This is a genomic window from Streptomyces avermitilis MA-4680 = NBRC 14893 (assembly GCF_000009765.2).
Classification (GTDB): Bacteria; Actinomycetota; Actinomycetes; order Streptomycetales; family Streptomycetaceae; genus Streptomyces; species Streptomyces avermitilis.
The window spans coordinates 5,155,361-5,173,388 of sequence record NC_003155.5; the positions used below are offsets into that span (position 1 = coordinate 5,155,361).

The following is an 18,028-nucleotide window of genomic DNA, read 5'->3' on the forward strand; positions in this document are numbered from 1 at the left end:
GTGGGGTGTCACCAATCGCCCCCTACGGTACTAGGCAGGCGGCCCACAGAGCAAAGTCCGCATCGTTCCGGGAGGCTCCCGGCCCGGCGGCCGGGCAACCGGAGTGCCCGCGACGTTCCCCGGTCGCGCAACCGCCCGGCCTCCGCGCCGTTAGTCAGGCCATGTTCCAGCTCTCGACGCACACCCCACGCGGCGTTCTTCTCACCGTCGCCGCCCTCGCCGCGTACGCGGCGCCCACCACCGCGTACGCCCAGGGTCTCCCCCTTCCCCCGGCGCCGGTCCGCGGCGACGAGGTAGGCGATCACCTCACCGTCACCGTCAGCCACGCGGGCCGTGCCGACGGGACGTACCGGCTGCGCTGTCATCCCGGCGGCGGCAGCCACCCGGACCCCGGCGGTGCCTGCGGCACGCTCGACCGGCGGACCATCTGGGGCCGTGACCCCTTCTCCCCGGTCGCGCCGGACGGCCTCTGCACGATGCAGTACGGCGGCCCCGCCACCGCGTATGTCACCGGCACCTGGGCCGGGCGCCCCGTCAACGCGACGTACGACCGCAGCGACGGTTGCCAGATCGCCCGCTGGAACGACCTCGTCCCCCTCCTGCCCGACCTCCGTTCGCCACGCTCGTAGCGGCAGTCCGGGCTCCGTCCGTAGCGGCACTCCGACCTGCGTTCGACCGGGCACGCGGGTCTCGTGGCGGGGCACGGTGCGGTCACGGTCCGGTCCCGGATGAAGTCGGGGTTCGGCGGGGCGACCTGCGTGGTCACAGGTTCTGCGGGTCTTCTGCGTGCGACCTCCCTCTCATCCGGCGCCGCGAGCGCAACCACTGCCCGTAGACTCCCTCGCGTGACACGCTGCGGGCCGATTGGCAAGATGGCCTCTGCGGTCAGCACGGTGCAGTAACAGGGAGGAAGCGACTCGTGAGCAGCAGGCCATCCCGAGGCGCTGCTCGCCTCGCAGCCATACTGGATGCGCTCCCCGACGCGTTGGTACTGGTCAACGCCAACGGGACCGTTGTCAACGCCAACACCATCGCGCTGGAGGCGTTCGAGACCCCGGGTACGGCCCTGGTGGGTCGCGGGCTGCTGGATCTGCTGCCCGAGTTCGACTCCCGGCTCATCCCGGGCTCCATGCGCCGGCCCGACTCCATGGACCCGCGCGGACGGACCAAGCCGACCCGGATGGTGGCCCGGCGGACCGACGGCAGCGAGTTCCCGGTCGAGGTCACCAGCGCGAACCTCGAGAACGGGCAGCAGGCCTACGACGGTTACGGCTACACCGGCGACGAACTGCTGATGCTCGTCGTACGCGACCTGTCCGGCACCGTCGACACCGAGGCCGAACTCGCCCGCTCGCAGCGCCAGACCGAGATGATCCTGCGTGCCGCCGCCGAGGGCGTGGTGGGTACGGACACCGACGGGCGGATCGTCCTCGTCAATCCCGCCGCCGCGCAGATACTCGGTTTCCGGGCCAGCGATCTGGGCGGCCAGGAACTGCACCCGCTCATGCTGCACTCCCGCGAGGACGGCGAGCCCTTCCCGTACGAGGAGTCCCCGCTCGCCGACACCCTGCGCTCCGGGCGCAAGCACCGGGTGCGCGGGCAGGTGCTGTGGTCCAAGAGCGGGGACAAGGTGCCGGTCGACCTGACGACCGCGCCCGTACGCGACGGCGACCAGCTCGTCGGCGCCGTGATGACCTTCACCGACCGGCGGCCGTACGACACCCTCGCCGAGGAGAAGGACAAGGCCGAGGAGCAGCACGAGCAGGAACTCGCGCGGATCGCCGAGGAGCACGACGAGGAGCTCAAGCGGCTGCGCGAGGAGCACACCGCCGAGCTCACCGAGCTGCGCGAGCTGCACGAGGAGGAACTCGCGGCGGGCGACGAGCGCTATGCCGCCCTGGGCGAGCGGGAGAAGGACCGCCACGAGGTACTCACCGCGCGGCACGAGCAGCTGCTCGCCGTGCTCGGCCAGTCCCTGCGCGGTCCGCTGGACCAGCTCCGCGGTGAACTGTCGAAACTCGCCGCCGACGACGCCGGGCAGCTGTGGCCCGAAGCCAACCAGGTGCTGCACCACCTCGCGGCGGGCTATTCGCGTATCACCACGCTCGTCGACAACGTCCTCGGCTACCAGCGCCTCGACTCCGGCGAGGACGATCTCGTCCGTACGACGACGATGCTCGACGCGGTCGTGGCGGCCGGTGTCGACGGTGCCGTCGAACTGATCGGGCCCGGGCGCGTCCAGTTCGCCGTGCACGCGCCGCCCATCGAGGCCGAGGTCGACCCGCAGCGGCTGGCGACCGCGCTCGCGCATCTCATCGCCGACGTCGCCGGTGTCGACTCGACGGGCAACTCGCCCGTCTCGGCCGGCGGCTATATGGACAACACCGTGGTCGTGGCGGCGGCGCAGCGCGGCGAGGTCGTACGCATCGAGGTGCGCGGGCCGTACGCCGGGGGAGACCTGGTGCACCAGCCGATCGTCCGCGGCATCGTGCGTTCCCACGGCGGTGTGCTGCAGACGCACGAGGTGCCGGGGATGAGCGGCAACGCGTACGTCCTCGAAGTACCGATCGGCGGCGGCGCGGGGACGGTCGCGCCGGGCGCGGTACCCGCTCTTGCGCCCCCTGTGGCGGCCGACGCGTCGGCCGGTGTGGTGACCGGCGCCGAGGTGGCTCTGCCCGAGCAGGCCTCGCAGCAGGGCGGCGGGCGGCGGCGGGCCCGGCGGTCGTCCGTGGATGCCTTCCTGGAGAGTGAGGTGGGGGGCGACTCCCCTTCGGGCGCTGTTCCCGCCACCTCCTCGGACACGGGCGCGGCCGCGCCCACCGGGCGGCGCAGGCGGCGCGCGGCGGACGGGCCGGCGGCCGACGAGGTGTCGGTCCCGGTTCAGGGGTCCGAGGCCGAGAACGACAAAGACGCCGGGCCTTCCGGCGGTACCGGGCGACGCCGTGGGCGGCCGAGCCCGGTCGAGGGCGCCGCTTCGGACGCCGCGGACGGGCTCGGTCAGAGCGTGGCTCAAGGTGTCGCCGAGGGCGCGGTCGTCACGGCGGCCGAGCACGCGGCGGGGACCGCCGCCACCGGGCTGGGCCAGACCGTGCCACCGCAGGGCGTGCCCACGCCCTCGGGCCGACGTGCCCGCCGGGGCGACGAACGACAGGCATTGCCTGCTGCGCTTCCCGCGGCTCCCTCCGGAGCCGGGACCGGAGCCGGCGCCGGCTCCGGAGCCGGCGTGCCCGAGGACGCGAATGGCGCGGCGCAGCCGACCGGACGCCGTCGGCGTGCGCTGGCCGCCGCCAACGAGCGCGCCGCTTCCCCGGACTTGGGCCCCCGACAGGTGTTCGCGCTGCCGCCGGCCGAGGCGGACCGGGGGCCGGAGTACGACGCCGGCCTACCGCACGCGGAGACCGGCGTCGGGGTCGGAGTCGGAGTCGGAGTCGGAGTCCAGGCTGTCGGCGCCGAGGCCGCCCCTGCCGACGGCCATGATCAGGCCGACGAAGGCCGTCACGACGCGATGGCGCACGATCCGGCCGACGACCACACTCCGCCGCAGCCGCATCCGGTAGCCACACCGAGCGGCCGCCGCCGGGCCCGTCCGGCAGCGACGCCGGCCCAGGGGCAGCCGACGCCGGCCCAGGCAGCACCCGGCCAGCCGGTTCCCGGTCAGGGTCAGGGCCAGGTGCCGGGTGGCGCGGACGCACCGGCGGGTATGCCCGTGCCGGGCCAGACCGGTCCGCGCCAGCCCGGTCCTGGCCAGGCGATTCCCCATCAGGTCGCTCCGGGGCAGGTCGCGGCCGCCCAGGGTCTTCCGGCGCAGGCCGCTCCTGGCCAACCCGTTCCCTCGCAGTCCGGGCAGGCGGCCCAGGCGCAGCTCGCCCCCGCCCCGCAGGCACAGCCCGCACCCGGTCAGCCTGTCCCTGGTCAGCCCGTGCCCGCGCAGGTCCCGCCCGCCGCCGACGGATCCGTGAGCGGCGTTCCCTCGGGCGCCGACCCCGCCCTAGGACCCACCCCAGCTCCCCAGGCTCCCCAGCCCGCCGCAGCCCCGCAGCCGCAACCGTGGCCCGCGGGTGCCCACGCCACGTCCGGCGCCGGTACGCCCCTCGTGGCCGGGCAGCAGCCTCCCGCCGCACCGCAGCCCACAGCCACGCCCGCCCCCGGCACCCCGCTGCCGCCGGAGCGCGCCGCTCAGCCCCGGGCCGCGCAGCCGCTGCCCGCCGAGGCCGCCGCGCCCATCGACCCCAACTCGACCCAGGGGCGCGCGATCAGCGTGCGTACCCTCGGGCAGGGCGTACCGTTCGCGCGTCAGGCGGCCGCGCAGAACAAGCCCGGCGCCCAGGCCCAGCCGCGCCCCCAGTCCCAGACGCCGACGCCTCCGCCGCACCAGACCAACGGCTCGGGTCGGCGCCGCAAGCTCGGCACCCCTCCCGAGCCCGCCGCCGAGCGCCCGGAGAACGCGGCCCGGCCGCAACCGCAGGCCGGCCAGTCCCCGCAGGCCCGGCCGGCCGGGGCCACCGACGGCGCCGGACGGTCGTACGCCATAGGAGCCCCGGACAAGAACGCCGACGAAGGCCCCGAGCCGCTCGACGGCCCCGGCGGTGCCGTCGAGATCGCCGACCAGCCCCATCCCCGGCCCGTGGACGACGAACTGCCCCCGGAGCCGCTGGACAACCCGCGTCGGCTGCTCGTCTGGCCCGCACCGGATGTGACGACCCAGCAGGCGCTCAGCGACCGCGGCTACCGGCCCGTGATCGTGCATTCGCGCGAGGAGGTCGACGCGCAGATCGCCGCCTTCCCGGCCGCGCTCTTCGTCGACCCGCTCACCGGGCCGATCACGCGTACCGCGCTCCAGTCGCTGCGTCAGGCAGCGGTGGCCGCCGAGGTTCCGGTCCTGGTCACGGCGGGACTCGGGCAGGCGACACGCGAGGCGGCGTACGGCGCCGACCCCGCCGTACTCCTGAAGGCGCTGGCCCCGCGGGACTCCGAGCAGCATCCGCCGCGGGTGCTGCTCATCGAGGAGCACGCGGAGATCTCGCTGGCACTCACATCGACGCTGGAGCGGCGCGGTATGCAGGTCGCGCGGGCCGCGTCGGACGAGGACGCGGTCACCCTGGCCGGGCAGATGCGGCCGAACCTGGTGGTGATGGACCTGATGCAGGTACGCCGCCGCCGGGCCGGAATCGTCGACTGGCTGCGGGCGAACGGCCAGCTGAACCGCACGCCCCTCGTCGTCTACACGGCCGCCGTCGATCAGGCCGAGCTGCCGCGCCTGGCCTCGGGCGAGACAGTCCTGTTCCTGGCGGAGCGCTCGACGAGCACCGAGGTGCAGGAGCGGATCGTGGACCTGCTCGCACGGATCGGCACCAACTGACGGCCGCCGGGCGATGAAATGACCTCACACCTACGTCGACGGGGGCGCTGTTTCACGTGAAACAGCGCCCCCGTCGACGTACTCGCACCGCTAGATCTGCGTGATGTCCAGCTCGCCCTCGGCGTACTGCCTGCGCAGCACCTTCTTGTCGAACTTGCCGACACTCGTCTTGGGCACCGACTCGATGATCGTCCAGCGCTCGGGAAGCTGCCACTTGGCGATCTTCGCCTCGTCGGCGAGGAAGGTGCGGAGCGTGGCGAAGTCGGCGGTGGCGCCTTCCTTCAGCACGACCGTGGCGAGCGGGCGTTCGCCCCACTTGTCGTCCGGAACGGCGACAACGGCGGCTTCGGCGATGTCCGGGTGCGCCATGAGCGCGTTCTCCAGATCGACCGAGGAGATCCACTCGCCGCCGGACTTGATGACGTCCTTGGCCCGGTCGGTGAGGGTGAGGAAGCCGTCGGGGCTGATGGTGCCGACGTCACCCGTCTTGAGCCAGCCGTCCTCGCTGAACTTGTCGGCGGGGCGCAGGGGCTCGGCGTCCGGGCCGTTGTAGTACGCGCCCGCGATCCACGGCCCGCGCACCTCCAGCTCACCGGCGGACTCGCCGTCCCAGGGGAGCCGTTCGCCGCCGGGGCCGCTGAGGCGCGCCTGGACGCCGGACGGGAAGCGGCCCTGGGTGAGGCGGTAGGCGAACTCCTCGTCCGTACCGACCGCATGGGCCGGCGGCCGGGCCACCGTGCCCAGCGGGGACGTCTCCGTCATGCCCCAGGCGTGGCAGACGCGCATGCCGAGCTTGTCGAAGGCCGCCATGAGGGCGGGCGGGCAGGCCGAGCCGCCGATCGTGACCTGGGTGAGGGAGGAGACGTCGCGGGGCTTGGCGTGCAGCTCGGCGAGCAGGCCCTGCCAGATGGTCGGGACGGCGGCGGCGTGCGTCGGCCGCTCGCTCTCGATCATCTCGGCGAGCGGCGCGGGCTGGAGGAAGCGGTCCGGCATGAGGAGGTTGACGCCGGTCATGAAGGTCGCGTGCGGCAGACCCCAGGCGTTGACGTGGAACTGCGGGACCACGACGAGGGAGGTGTCCTGGTCCGTCAGGCCCATCGACTGGGTCATGTTGACCTGCATGGAGTGCAGATAGATGGAGCGGTGGGAGTAGACGACGCCCTTGGGATCGCCGGTGGTCCCGGAGGTGTAACACATGGCCGCTGCGGAGCGCTCGTCCAGCTCGGGCCAGTCGTAGGAGACCGGCTTGCCGGCGATCAGCTCCTCGTACTCGTGGACCTGGACGCTCGCCCCGTCCAGCAGCGAACGGTCGCCGGGGCCCGAAACGACCACGTGCTCGACCGTCTTGAGGTGCGGGAGCAGCGGTGCGAGGAGCGGGAGCAGCGAGCCGTTGGCGATGACGACCCGGTCGGCGGCGTGGTTGGCGATCCACACCAGCTGCTCCGCGGGGAGGCGGAGGTTGAGCGTGTGCAGGATCGCGCCCATGGCGGGGATCGCGTAATACGCCTCGACGTGCTCGGCGTTGTTCCACATGAGCGTGGCGACCCGGTCGTCGTCCACGATGCCGAAGTCCTCGCGCAGAGCGTGCGCCAACTGGGCGGCACGGGCGCCGATCTCGGCGTAGGAGCGGCGCTGCGGCTCGCCCTCGCCGGTCCAGGTGATCACCTGCGACGAACCGTGGATCGTGGACCCGTGGGTCAGGATCCTCGAGATCAGCAGCGGTACGTCCTGCATCGTGCTCAGCACGGTGTCCTCCCGGGGCGACATTGCCTACGCGGTAGTAAGGGTTGCCGCTGATTCTGCGCACATACCGAGCGGTATGTCACTACTCCCCGGGATGATCGATCAGGGCATGTGACGCGACGAACAGCCGCAGCGATGAACAACCGATGCGCTGGACAAACCGCAGGACGAACAGCCACGGAAGGAACGGCCTAGCGAACCGGCTCCAGCTCCGGGTCCTCACGGAGCTTGCCCAGCGCGCGCGAGACCGCCGACTTGACCGTGCCGACCGACACCCCGAGCACCTCGGCCGTCTGCGCCTCGCTCAAGTCCTCGTAGTACCGCAGGACCACCATCGCCCGCTGGCGCGCGGGCAGCTTCGTGATCGCGCGCCACATCGCGTCGTGCAACGCCTGCTGCTCGGCCGGATCACCGGCGGTGACGCCCTCCGGCTCCGGCAGTTCTTCGCACGCGAACTCGTCGACCTTCCGCTTCCGCCACTGCGACGTCCGCGTGTTCAGCAGCGCCCTGCGTACATAGCCGTCGAGCGCCCGGTGGTCCTCGATCCGCTCCCAGGCCACATAGGTCTTCGCCAGCGCGGTCTGCAGCAGGTCCTCGGCATCGCTCGGGTTCGCGGTCAGCGACCGGGCGGTACGCAGCAGCACCGGCTGCCGGGCCTTCACGTACGACGTGAACGACGGGTACGGGAGGATCCGCGTCGCCGCGTTCGAAGCGCTGGTGCAGACGGGTGTGGTCATGGCTCCACGCTAGGTTCGCCCCCTGTTCCGGCGGATCGGCCGCAGGTCCCGAAGCGGTGTCCGCCTCAGGTTGTAGGAAGGGGGCCGGCTCCACCTCCTGAAGGTGGACGAGCGGTCCCCAGCCCCTGAGGGTTCACCCCTGAGACCTCGCCCCGCCCGCAGTCGTCAGCCCCGCACCCCGTTCATCCGTCCACCCCCAGAATCAGCCCCGACGTGGGGACACCGGTGCCCGCCGTCACCAGGGCCCGGGCGGCTCCGGGTAGCTGGTTCACGGCCGTGCCGCGCAGCTGTCGTACCCCTTCCGCGATGCCGTTCATTCCGTGCAGATACGCCTCCCCCAACTGCCCCCCGTGCGTGTTCAGCGGAAGTCGCTCGGCTGCCACGAAGTCGGCCGCTTCGCCCGGCCCGCAGAAGCCGAACTCCTCCAGCTGCATCAGCACGAACGGGGTGAAGTGGTCGTACAGGATCCCCACGTCGATGTCCGCCGGGGCCAGCCCGGACGTCCGCCACAGCTGCCGGGCCACCACTCCCATCTCCGGGAGCCCCGTCAGGTCGTCCCGGTAGAAACTGGTCATCTGCTCCTGCGCGCGACCCGCCCCCTGGGCGGCGGCCGTGATCACCACGGGCGGACGCGGCAGGTCACGCGCCCGCTCCACGGAGGTCACCACCAGCGCCTGGCCGCCGTCCGTCTCCTGACAGCAGTCCAGCAGGCGCAGGGGTTCGACGATCCAGCGGGAGGCCGCGTGCTCGGCGAGGGTGATGGGTCTGCCGTGGAAGTACGCCGCCGGGTTCGTCGCCGCATGCTTGCGGTCCACGACGGCGACCTGCCCGAACGCCTCCGGGGTCAGCCCGTACGTGTGCAGATAGCGCTGGGCCGCCATCGCCACCCATGACGCGGGGGTGAGCAGCCCGAACGGCAGCGACCAGCCCAGCGCCGCCCCCTCCGCCGACGGCTCCCGGTGCCGCACTCCGGAGCCGAAGCGGCGGCCCGACCGCTCGTTGAACGCGCGGTAGCAGACCACGACCTCGGCCACCCCGGTCGCCACCGCGAGCACGGCCTGCTGAACCGTCGCGCATGCCGCGCCGCCCCCGTAGTGGATCCGCGAGAAGAAGGACAGCTCCCCCATCCCGGCCGCCTGCGCCACGGTGATCTCCGGGCTGGTGTCCATCGTGAACGTGACCATGCCGTCCACGTCCGCCGGTCTCAGCCCCGCGTCGTCGAGCGCGGTCCGCACCGCCTCCACCGCCAGCCGCAGCTCGCTGCGCCCCGAGTCCTTGGAGAACTCGGTGGCCCCGATCCCGACGATCGCCGCACGCCCACCGAGGCTGTCTCTCGTCCGTACGCTCATGACGCGCTCCCGGGTGGGACGGTGACCGTCACGGTTCCCCTGACGTGGGTGCCGATGCCGTTCGCCCCGATGACCTTCACGGTCGCGGTGTCGCCCTCGACCTCCACGACCGTGCCGGTCAGCACCATCGTGTCGCCCGGGTAGTTGGGGGCACCGAGGCGTATGGCCACCTTGCGGAGGACCGCGCCCGGGCCGAAGTGGTCCGTGATGTACCGCCCGACCAGGCCGTTGGTCGTCAGGATGTTCATGAAGATGTCGGGGGAGCCCCTCCGCCGTGCGGACTCCGCGTCGTGGTGCACGTCCTGGTAGTCGCGGGACGCGATCGCCCCGGCGACGATCAGCGTGCGCGTGACCTCGATCTCCAGCGGCGGCAGCTCCTCACCGCGCTTCATCTCTCCACCTCCCCGTACGCGATCAACTCCCCGAGCTCCTGGAGCACTTCGCTCCCGCACCCCAGGTACGCGTCCAGCTGGCGCCCCCAGAGGAAGTGCCGGTGGACCGGGTGCTCGAGGTCGGCTCCCGCTCCGCCGTGCAGATGCTGGCCCGTGTGCACGACCCGCTGCCCCGCTTCCGAGGCCCACCAGGCCGCGGTCAGGGCCTGAGCGGCGTACGGCAGGCCCTCGTCGCGCCGCCAGGCCGCCTCGTACGCCGTCAGCCGTATCGCCTCGGTGTCCATGTACGCGTCGGCGGCCCGGAGTTGCACCGCCTGCTTGGCGGCGAGCGGGCGCCCGAACTGCTCGCGGGTGTTCGTGTGCGCCACCGCCCGCGCCAGCGACCCCGCGCACACCCCGGCCTGCAACCCCGCGAAGGCGGTACGTGCGGTGGCGACCACGTCCGCGTAGACCTGATCGATGTGGTCGTTATCGATCAGATCGTGATCGATGCGGTCGTGATCGACACGTTCGTGATCGACACGTTCGTGATCGACACGTTCGTGACCGGCGCCGTCATGGTCCCCGCCGAGCCGCTCGGCCGGTGTCCCGTCCAGTGTCAGTCGCCCGGCCGACCAGGGCGCCGTCAGCTCCACCGGCTCGCAACGCGCGTCGGCGGTCCGCACCAGCCACAGCCGCCGCCGGTCGTCCGCGACAAGGACATGCGTGGCGTCCTGGAGCCAGGGCACCACCGGCGCGGTGCCGCTCAGCCCGCCGCGCGCGCCGGCCCCTACACCTCCCTGGGCGGGCAACGCCCCGCTCACCACCACCGAACCGTCCCCGATCCCCGGCAGCAACCGCTCGCGCTGCTCGGGCGACCCATGTGCCGCCACCGCCAGCAGCCCGTACACACAGCTCGCCGCGAACGGCACCTGTGCCGTCGTGCGCCCCTGCTCCTCCAGCAGGAGCACCAAGCCCAGGAGGCCGACGTCCGTCACCGCGGCGACGAGCCCCGCCGAGCACAGCGTCTTCCACAGCGTGGCATCGGAGCCGGTCCCCGCGGCCGACAGGCGGTCGTGGGTGGAGAGGTCGCCGAAGATCCGTGCGGCGAGGTCGCGGGCCGCCGCCTGATCCTCCGTCGGCGTGAAATCCATGTCAGCCCCCACCGCCCCCGGCGCCCTCACCGGCCCGGAACACCGGCAGCTCCAGATCGTCGTCGTAGCGCACGAATTCCAGACGTACGGGCAGGCCGATCCGCACCTTGTCGTACGGCACCCCGATCACGTTGCTGACGATCCGCACGCCCTCGGCCAGCTCGATCAGACCGACCGCATAGGGAGGGTCGAAGGCGGGGAAGGACGGGTGGTGCATGACGACGTACGAGTAGACGGTCCCTTCGCCGCTCGCCTCGACCGTGTCCCACTCCGCACAGCCGCACGCGTTGCACCCCGGCAGCCAGGGGAAGCGCAGCGTTCCGCAACCGGCGCACCGCTGGATCAGCAACTGGTGGTGCTCGACACCCGCCCAGAACCCGGCGTTGTCCCGGTTCACCACCGGCCGGGGCCTGCGGGTGCCCTCGTCGGCCGGAGCCTTTCGGGTGTCCGGGGTCCGGTCGGGTGAGCGCTGGGCGTTCGGCGCGTACTTCAGGATGCGGAAACGGTGGGTGCCGGCGAGCTCTCCGTCCGCTCGTACGTCCATGCGGGTCGTCACGAAGTACCCGGTGCCGAGCTTCGTCCGCTTCCGCTCGGACACGGACTCGATGACCGCGTCGAAGGTGATCTCGTCCCCGGGCCGCAGCGGGCGCAGATACTCCTGCTCGCAGTCCGTGGCGACCACCGAGGCACAGCCGGCGTCGTCGAGCAGTCCCAGCAGATCGTCGTACGCGTCCGTCCGCCCTTCGTGCCCGGAGAGGCCGCCCATCGTCCACACCTGGAGCATGGTGGGCGGCGCCACGGCCGCCGGGCCCGCGTACGCCGAACCCGTGTCGCCCATCGCCTCGCACCAGTGGCGGATCATCGGCTCGTTGACCCGGTCCTTGCCCACGCCCCCGACCGCGGCGGGCCGCCCTTCGTACGCCTTCAGGCGTGCGTACAGCTCCTCCGTCACCGCCGCCCCCTCGTCATCCCGAGCCGCATCGTGGCCACGATCTCCCGCTGCACCTCGCTCACCCCGCCCCCGAACGTGTTGATCTGCGCCGCTCTGTTCATCCGCTCCAACTCACCGTCCCCGAGCACTCCCGGCGAACCGGAGCGGATCAGTCCTGCCTCTCCGACAATTTCCTGACACATGCGATACGTCGCGACAGTCGATTCAGTTCCCGCGAACTTCACCCCGCTCGCGTCGCCGGGGGCCGGCCCGCCCGCCCCCGCATCCCCCACCAAACGCCAGTTGAGCAGGCGCGTTGCCGCCAGCCGGGCATGCGCTTCGGCCAGCCGGGACCGCACCCAAGGCTCGTCAACCCGGCGCCGCCCGGTCACCGGATCGGGGGTACGTGCCGCCTTCAGCGCGGCCGTGCAGAAGTCCTCGGCCTGCATGCCGATCGCGGCGAGCGCGACCCGCTCGTGGTTGAGCTGGCTGGTGATGAGCCCCCAGCCTCCGTTCACCTCACCGACCAGGTTCGAGAAGGGGACCCGGACGCCGTCGTAGTACGTGGCCGTCGTGGTCAGGCCGCCCACCGTCTCGATCGGCGTCCACGAGAACCCGGGGGCGTCCGTGGGGACGAGCAGGATCGAGATGCCGTGGTGCTTGGGCGCGTCGGGGTCGGTGCGACAGGCGAGCCAGATCCAGTCGGCGTGCTGGGCGTTGGAGGTGAAGATCTTCTGCCCGTCGATCAGCCAGTCCCCGTCCAGGCCACCGCCTGCGTCCCCACCGCCGTCCCCGATTCCGTCCCCGATTCCGTCCCCGCCTCCGTCCCCGCCTCCGTCCCCGGTTCCATCCCCGCCTCCGTCCCCGGTTCCATCCCCGGCTCCGTCGTCCCGCACGGCGCGCGTCCGCAGGGAGGCGAGGTCCGTGCCCGCCGAGGGCTCCGAGTACCCGATCGCGAAGACGAGGTCGCCACTCAGGATGCGGGGCAGGAAGAACGCCTTCTGCGCCTCGCTCCCGTACCTCATCAGCGTGGGGCCGACGGTGTTCAGCGTGACCATCGACAGCGGTGCGCCCGCCCGGTACGCCTCGTCGAAGAACACGAACTGCTCATCCGCGCCACGCCCTTGCCCCCCGTACGCGACCGGCCAGCCGAGGCCGAGCAGTCCGTCGGCGCCGATGCGACGCAGCAGTGCGCGCTGCCGGCCGGGGTCGTCGGCGGGCGGCGGGCCGTCCGGCATCAGGTCCCGGAAGTACGTACGCAGCTCGGCGCGCAGCCGCTGCTGGCGTTCGGTGGGGGCGAGGTGCACGGCGGCGGCCCTCCCGGACCTCGTACGGGCAACGATTTCTGACTGTCCGTCAGACGCCGTGCACTGTCAAGGTCACGGGAGCTCAGCCCCGGGTCGCGGGGCTCGGGGCTCGGGCCGGAGGCACCCAGGGACCGTCCACGCGCGCGTGGTGCACGAAAACGTCTGCGCGGCGATGCCGAAGCACCGCCGCGCAGACGCTTTACCACTCCACAAAGCACCCCAGCGGTTTCAGGGCCGATGGGAGCGCATCGGCCCTGCGCTCACCAGAGGTTGCCGAAGTTGACGGCGACGTTCTCGTTCTTCTGGTTGATGGTCGTGAACGGGGACCCGTTCACCTGGGCCGTGTTGCTCTGGTTCGAGGCGCCGAAGCCCACCGCCTGCTGATACGTGATGGCCGAGTTGCCGTTGTCCGCCGCGGCAACGCCCGTGAACAGTGCGGCCGCAAGGGGCAGCGCGGCGACGGCGGCGAGGACGCGAGCGGTACGGATGCTTGCCATGTCTTTCCTCCAGAACCAGTGCGTACGGGCCCGGCTTCCGACCGGGACGTACATGAAGTACGGCTTGATCCAGGGCAGTTGGCCGACCGCCTCGGGCTGTGCACGACGTCGCGAATCAAGAGTTGCCCACCGAATCTCCCGCGAACCACCCCGGAAGCCGTGATTCGCCCTCAAGCGTGAGGACATGTCGATAAACCCCTTTCGTGACTCTTGCCACCTACAAACCCCCAGTCCGGGCCGGCGGAGGCGGCTCGGGTCAGGCGCCGCAAGAGGTGAAGCGTTTCGGCGCATCTGCATCCAAAACTCCCTCACCTCCGAGGCGCCCGGCACTCCCTCCCGGCCCTCTTCCCTTTTTCGAACACTCGTACGAACATGGAGGCATGGCCACCACTGACCGGCAGGCCACGACCCTGGCTCTGGCCCACGCCCTGTCCGCCGCCGAACGCGGACTCGCGGTGATCCCGCTGTCCCGCACCAAGCTCCCGGCCCTGCGCTCCCCCCACCGCGCCACCTCCGACCGCACCCCCTCCGACCGAGGCACGCCCCGCCACGACGTACCGGGCCCGACGGCCCCCGTCTGCCACGGCGAATGCGGCCGCTTCGGACACGGGGTGTACGACGCCTCGACCGATCCCCGGCGCATCCGCCGGCTCTTCGCGGCCGCCCCCTGGGCCACCGGCTACGGCATCGCCTGCGGCCTGCACCCGCATTTCCTGATCGGCATCGACCTCGACACCAAATCCGGTACGGACTCCTCGGCTGCCCTGCGCGAACTGGCCCTGCGCCACCTGTTCACCATCCCGGACACGGTGGTCGTGCTCACCCCGAGCGGGGGCCGCCATGTGTGGCTCAGCGGCCCGCCGGACGTCGTCGTCCCCAACTCCGCGGGCCGGCTCGCTCCCGGCATCGACATCCGCGGCGCAGGCGGCTATCTGGTCGGCCCCGGCTCACGCACCCGACACGGGGTGTACAGCACGGCTCCGGGCACCGCCCGCCTGGCGCCCGCGCCCTGCCCGACCGCCCTCCTGCGCCTGCTCACGCCCCCGCCCCGCACGCACCACCCCACGCCCCCGGCGACGGGCGAACACGGCCAGGGACTGGTCCAGTTCGTCCTCGCCGCACACGAGGGCCAGCGCAACACCCGCCTGTTCTGGGCGGCTTGCCGCGCCTACGAGAACGGCATCGGCCCCGATCTGTCCCCCGCTCTGATCGACGCCGCCGTCCACACGGGCCTCTCGGAACGCGAGGCCCGCTCGACGCTCGCGTCGGCGGCCCGGATGACGGGGCGGCGGCCCTGAGCCCAGACCGGCCGGTTTCGCGCGGCCAGATGGGCCCACCTCGAAGCGTTCGGCACCACGACCGAGGGTCAACTGCATGGGGGCTGGCAACCGCGCCTCGTGAGGTTCCGGAAGGCCAGCCCGGGTCGTTCCCCCCTTCCGATAGTCTCCCCGCGCCAAGATCACCAGCCCAAAGTCAGGTTCGGGCCAACTGCGCGACGGGGCTACGTGACTTCGCGGCTCACGTCGTCTCACGGACTGGAGAACACCATGCCCCGATGGGCCGTCGTGGAAGCTCACGGTCAAGCGGAAGCCTCCATCTACGGCGTCCACAGTGAACTCGAAGGGACGGAGGCCGAAGCCGTGGCCGCGCTGCTTCGCGTCGTCGACAGCTATGAAGAGGCCGTCACCGCAGCCGGGCGCCGACGGCAGAGAAGAAAGGTCTTCCGTGTCTCCGATCGCAGCTACCTCGTACGCGTCGAAAACCTGCTGTCGAGCCATGAAGCCCACTTCACCCTCGCCGAACTCATAGCCGACACCCACGACGACGGCCTTCCCAACACCGTGGGCGGGGCACCGAAGAGGTCGTGAATCCTGGCCGCAGGTTGGCCGCACGCGCTGGTCAGAGGTGGGATACCGGCGAAGCAGGGTGAGACAAGGTCACGCGGAAGGGGTGCCCCTCCCGAGAGTGGCACCCCTTCTGACCTGCAACACCTTTGACCTGCGCGGTGGGTGTGGGATTTGAACCCACGGTGACATCGCTGCCACGACGGTTTTCAAGACCGTCAAACGTGCAGTACGAACGCCCTGGTCAGGAGCTGTTTCAGCCTCCGCGGAGAGGTTGCTGGCCCACACATGGCCCACGAACCGTCCTCCCACACGGAGCGATGCGACGCACGGTGCGCGACCCGGTGGTCCCGTGGTACGTCGCCGGCCACCGGCCGCGTCATCTAGATCGGCGAATGCCTACGAGCACCCTAACGAGGCTCACTGAGCGGCCTGGTGGGCCGTCTGAGGGGTGCCGTTCGCGGCGAGCAGGCTTGGGATATCTGCCGCTGGGTGAGGTGCTACTTCCTGGGAGTAGACCAGGAAGCGCCACTATTGCGGGAGTCTGCCCAGTCTCTCCGTCTATTGTCCGACGGTGAGTGCCCAGTGAACGCGGGAGGGAGCAGTCACCGTCACTACGCCGGATTTGCGGGAGCTCTTCAGGTCCAGCTGGTTGAAGGTGCTGCTGACCTCTCCTTCCACGCATTCGAGCGGAAAGCTGAGCCCGACCGGTGCCACGGAGACAGTCAGTGTTCCCTTGCCTTGGCAGTTTACGAGGATCGCCAGGGACCCAGCCTTGATTCCGCCCCGGATTTCAATTTCTTGGTTACCGTGGGCGTTCGCGGCCTGTGCTACGGCCTCCCCGTCCGGGAGGACTGGAGCCTTGGTCACGGTTTCCCCGGGAACGTGCTCGGCACGGTCAGAAGTCGGTGATTCTTTTGGCGAGGTCGTCGAATGAGGCCGGGGCGTGCCGGAAGAGGGCGCAGCGTCATCCTGATCACTGGTGCAGCCAGCCAGCGCCACTACTGCTGCCAAACCTCCGGTGGCCGTCAGCACCCTCAGCCTTCCCATATGTACCAGCCCACCTTGTAGGGGGAGTAGCTGACGACGGTGTGTTTCGGCGATGTCGTGCAGTTTTGGTGGAGCATGTAACTCTGGCCCTTGTGCTTGAGACGGTAGACGCCGTATTTTCCGTTCGTGGTCGAGTGGGGCGGCGTATCTATGGTGAATGTGTTTCCGAGCTTGGCCGTCAATTCCGCTGTCACGGTGACGCTGTACTTGGTTTTGATCGTGGCAAGCATCACGCTGACGGAGGTCTCCAGCTCGCCGTTGAGGCTGATGCCGACCTTGCCCGTCACCTCCGAAATGAAGGTTGTCTTGCCCGTTCTGGAAGTGCCGTTGTAGTTTGAGTTCGTGGGCCCTACACCCTTGTGGTACTTCTTCTTGGATTGCGAGATGGGCTTGTAGACGGGGTGAGCAGGACTGCAATCCACAGCGCCGGGCAAATCCTCTTGGGAAGGCTTGGGTTCTGCCGGCGACTCATCGACCGAGTTCTCGGGAACGTCGGTGACGTCTTCCTCGGGCTCTTCTGGTGGCGCAGTGTTAATAACCGGGTCATCGGCCGAAGCAGATGCCGACGGCAAGGAATCCGGAGTTCCATCAGCGGCCAGCGCGGGGCCGGTCAGGGCCGTGCACAGTATGAGCGCAGTCGAGAGAAACGCTGTGGGCATGCAGGTAATTCCACAAGACACCTATCCGGTGGGGACTGCCCAGTTTGACAGTCGGACACCTTGACCATATGTCGTGGTCATGCCGGAAGCGAAGACTCCGGTGATCTTCTGAGTCGGATCTGAGGTTGGCGTTTTCCAGGTCGAAGGCCGACCGGGCGTTTAGACCGTGTCCTATGTGGTGAGGCGGACCAGTCGTTTGTAGCAGCACAGTGCAGCGGCGAGGCCGAGAAAGGCCAGGTAGTTCCGGAGATTGCGTTCGTAGCGGGGGCTGATTCGGCGGTAGCCGGACAGCCAGGAGATGGTCCGCTCGATGACCCAACGGCGGCGGCCCAACCGTTCGCTGGACTCGATGCCTTTGCGGGCGATGCGCACGCCGATGCGCTTGCCGCGTAACCATTTCCGCAGGTGAGGAATGTCGTACGCCTTGTCCGCATGGAGGCGCTGGGGCTTGAAGCAGCGGCCGCGGTGGGGGTCGTGTCTCGTTTGGTGACCGGCCACCATCGGCTTCAGGCCCTCGCTGTCGTGGACGTTGGCGGCGGAGACGCCGACGACCAGGGGCAGTCCGTTCGCGTCCGACAGGACGTGCATCTTGGAACCCGGCTTACCTCGGTCCACGGGGCTCGGACCTGTGTGTTCGCCCCCTTTTTAGCCCTCACGTGCGCGGAGTCGAGGACGACGCGGGAGACATCGATGAGACGGGCGTCGTCGAGTCGGTGCAGGACCGCTTCGTGCAGCCGGCCCCAGACCCCGGCCCTGGACCAGATCAGGAACAGGCGGTGGGCCGTCGACTTCGATATGCCGAAGCACGGTGGCAGAGCCCGCCAGGCGCACCCACTCACCAGCACGTAGATGATCGCCGCAAACAGCGTCTCATCAGGCGTGTCCTGCGTGCCGCCGCCCTGCGGCCGCACCTTCGACGGTGGGATCAACGGCTTGGCGATCTCCCACAGCCCGTCCGGAACAATCCAACTCCACGTACCCCGCCCCATACACGGAACAACGAGCGATCACCACATAGGACACCGTC

The 18,028-nt window shown here is 70.6% G+C and carries 15 protein-coding genes and 1 tRNA gene; 4 read left to right on the forward strand and 12 right to left on the reverse strand.

What is annotated here, in order from left to right:
* Positions 1-161 precede the first annotated feature (161 nt).
* Together SAVERM_RS21745 and SAVERM_RS21750 are read left to right on the forward strand one after the other, a co-directional pair.
* Complete coding sequence (locus SAVERM_RS21745) at positions 162-629, forward strand: SSI family serine proteinase inhibitor (protein ID WP_010985631.1); 468 nt, start codon at positions 162-164, stop codon at positions 627-629.
* A 290-nt stretch (positions 630-919) separates the two neighbouring features.
* Positions 920-5,359 (forward strand): PAS domain-containing hybrid sensor histidine kinase/response regulator, encoded by a 4,440-nt coding sequence (locus SAVERM_RS21750; RefSeq protein WP_010985632.1) that lies wholly within the window; start codon positions 920-922, stop codon positions 5,357-5,359.
* A gap of 90 nt (positions 5,360-5,449) precedes the next feature.
* On the opposite strand, the gene SAVERM_RS21755 is transcribed toward SAVERM_RS21750, so the two are convergent.
* The 8 genes from SAVERM_RS21755 to SAVERM_RS21790 form a co-directional block, all read right to left on the reverse strand.
* Positions 5,450-7,126 carry a long-chain fatty acid--CoA ligase gene (locus SAVERM_RS21755; RefSeq protein ID WP_010985633.1) on the reverse strand — a complete coding sequence of 559 codons (1,677 nt, stop codon included), beginning with the start codon at positions 7,124-7,126 and terminating at the stop codon, positions 5,450-5,452.
* 167 nt (positions 7,127-7,293) lie between these two features.
* Positions 7,294-7,839 (reverse strand): SigE family RNA polymerase sigma factor, encoded by a 546-nt coding sequence (locus SAVERM_RS21760; RefSeq protein WP_037647668.1) that lies wholly within the window; start codon positions 7,837-7,839, stop codon positions 7,294-7,296.
* A 182-nt stretch (positions 7,840-8,021) separates the two neighbouring features.
* Positions 8,022-9,188 carry a lipid-transfer protein gene (locus SAVERM_RS21765; protein ID WP_010985635.1) on the reverse strand — a complete coding sequence of 389 codons (1,167 nt, stop codon included), beginning with the start codon at positions 9,186-9,188 and terminating at the stop codon, positions 8,022-8,024.
* On the reverse strand, positions 9,185-9,580 hold the full coding sequence (locus SAVERM_RS21770; RefSeq protein WP_010985636.1) for a MaoC family dehydratase: 396 nt from the start codon (positions 9,578-9,580) through the stop codon (positions 9,185-9,187). Before SAVERM_RS21770 ends, SAVERM_RS21765 begins: the two co-directional genes overlap by 4 nt.
* The gene (locus SAVERM_RS21775) at positions 9,577-10,713 is read right to left on the reverse strand and encodes an acyl-CoA dehydrogenase family protein (protein ID WP_010985637.1); all 1,137 of its coding nucleotides are present in this window, start codon (positions 10,711-10,713) and stop codon (positions 9,577-9,579) included. Before SAVERM_RS21775 ends, SAVERM_RS21770 begins: the two co-directional genes overlap by 4 nt.
* Before the next feature lies 1 nt (position 10,714).
* Positions 10,715-11,665 (reverse strand): bifunctional MaoC family dehydratase N-terminal/OB-fold nucleic acid binding domain-containing protein, encoded by a 951-nt coding sequence (locus tag SAVERM_RS21780; protein WP_010985638.1) that lies wholly within the window; start codon positions 11,663-11,665, stop codon positions 10,715-10,717.
* Entirely contained in the window at positions 11,662-12,951 is a 1,290-nt protein-coding gene (locus SAVERM_RS21785; protein WP_010985639.1) for an acyl-CoA dehydrogenase family protein, read from the reverse strand. The genes SAVERM_RS21780 and SAVERM_RS21785 overlap by 4 nt, the downstream gene beginning before the upstream one ends.
* Before the next feature lie 260 nt (positions 12,952-13,211).
* Positions 13,212-13,448 carry a hypothetical protein gene (locus SAVERM_RS21790; RefSeq protein ID WP_010985640.1) on the reverse strand — a complete coding sequence of 79 codons (237 nt, stop codon included), beginning with the start codon at positions 13,446-13,448 and terminating at the stop codon, positions 13,212-13,214.
* 380 nt (positions 13,449-13,828) lie between these two features.
* On the opposite strand from SAVERM_RS21790, the gene SAVERM_RS21795 reads away from it, so the two are divergent.
* Both SAVERM_RS21795 and SAVERM_RS21800 read left to right on the forward strand, forming a co-directional pair.
* Positions 13,829-14,746, forward strand: coding sequence for a bifunctional DNA primase/polymerase (locus tag SAVERM_RS21795; protein WP_010985641.1), 918 nt, complete (start codon positions 13,829-13,831; stop codon positions 14,744-14,746).
* 249 nt (positions 14,747-14,995) lie between these two features.
* Positions 14,996-15,316: a hypothetical protein gene (locus SAVERM_RS21800; RefSeq protein WP_037647674.1), complete on the forward strand. Its 321-nt coding sequence runs from the start codon at positions 14,996-14,998 to the stop codon at positions 15,314-15,316.
* Between the two features lie 133 nt (positions 15,317-15,449).
* Here the strand turns inward: SAVERM_RS21800 and SAVERM_RS42430 are convergent.
* The 4 genes from SAVERM_RS42430 to SAVERM_RS41795 form a co-directional block, all read right to left on the reverse strand.
* Positions 15,450-15,559: transfer RNA gene (locus SAVERM_RS42430), tRNA-Ser, on the reverse strand.
* Between the two features lie 294 nt (positions 15,560-15,853).
* Positions 15,854-16,327 (reverse strand): hypothetical protein, encoded by a 474-nt coding sequence (locus SAVERM_RS44865; RefSeq protein ID WP_237528865.1) that lies wholly within the window; start codon positions 16,325-16,327, stop codon positions 15,854-15,856.
* A 2-nt stretch (positions 16,328-16,329) separates the two neighbouring features.
* Positions 16,330-17,001, reverse strand: a complete 672-nt coding sequence (locus SAVERM_RS42435; RefSeq protein ID WP_137865202.1) for a hypothetical protein — start codon at positions 16,999-17,001, stop codon at positions 16,330-16,332.
* Positions 17,002-17,172: 171 nt separating this feature from the next.
* Positions 17,173-17,990 (reverse strand): IS5 family transposase gene (locus SAVERM_RS41795; RefSeq protein ID WP_107277517.1). Its coding sequence is split into 2 segments (ribosomal slippage): positions 17,173-17,648 and positions 17,648-17,990, totalling 819 coding nucleotides; the frame shifts between segments, so codons are not numbered across the junction.
* Positions 17,991-18,028 lie beyond the last annotated feature (38 nt).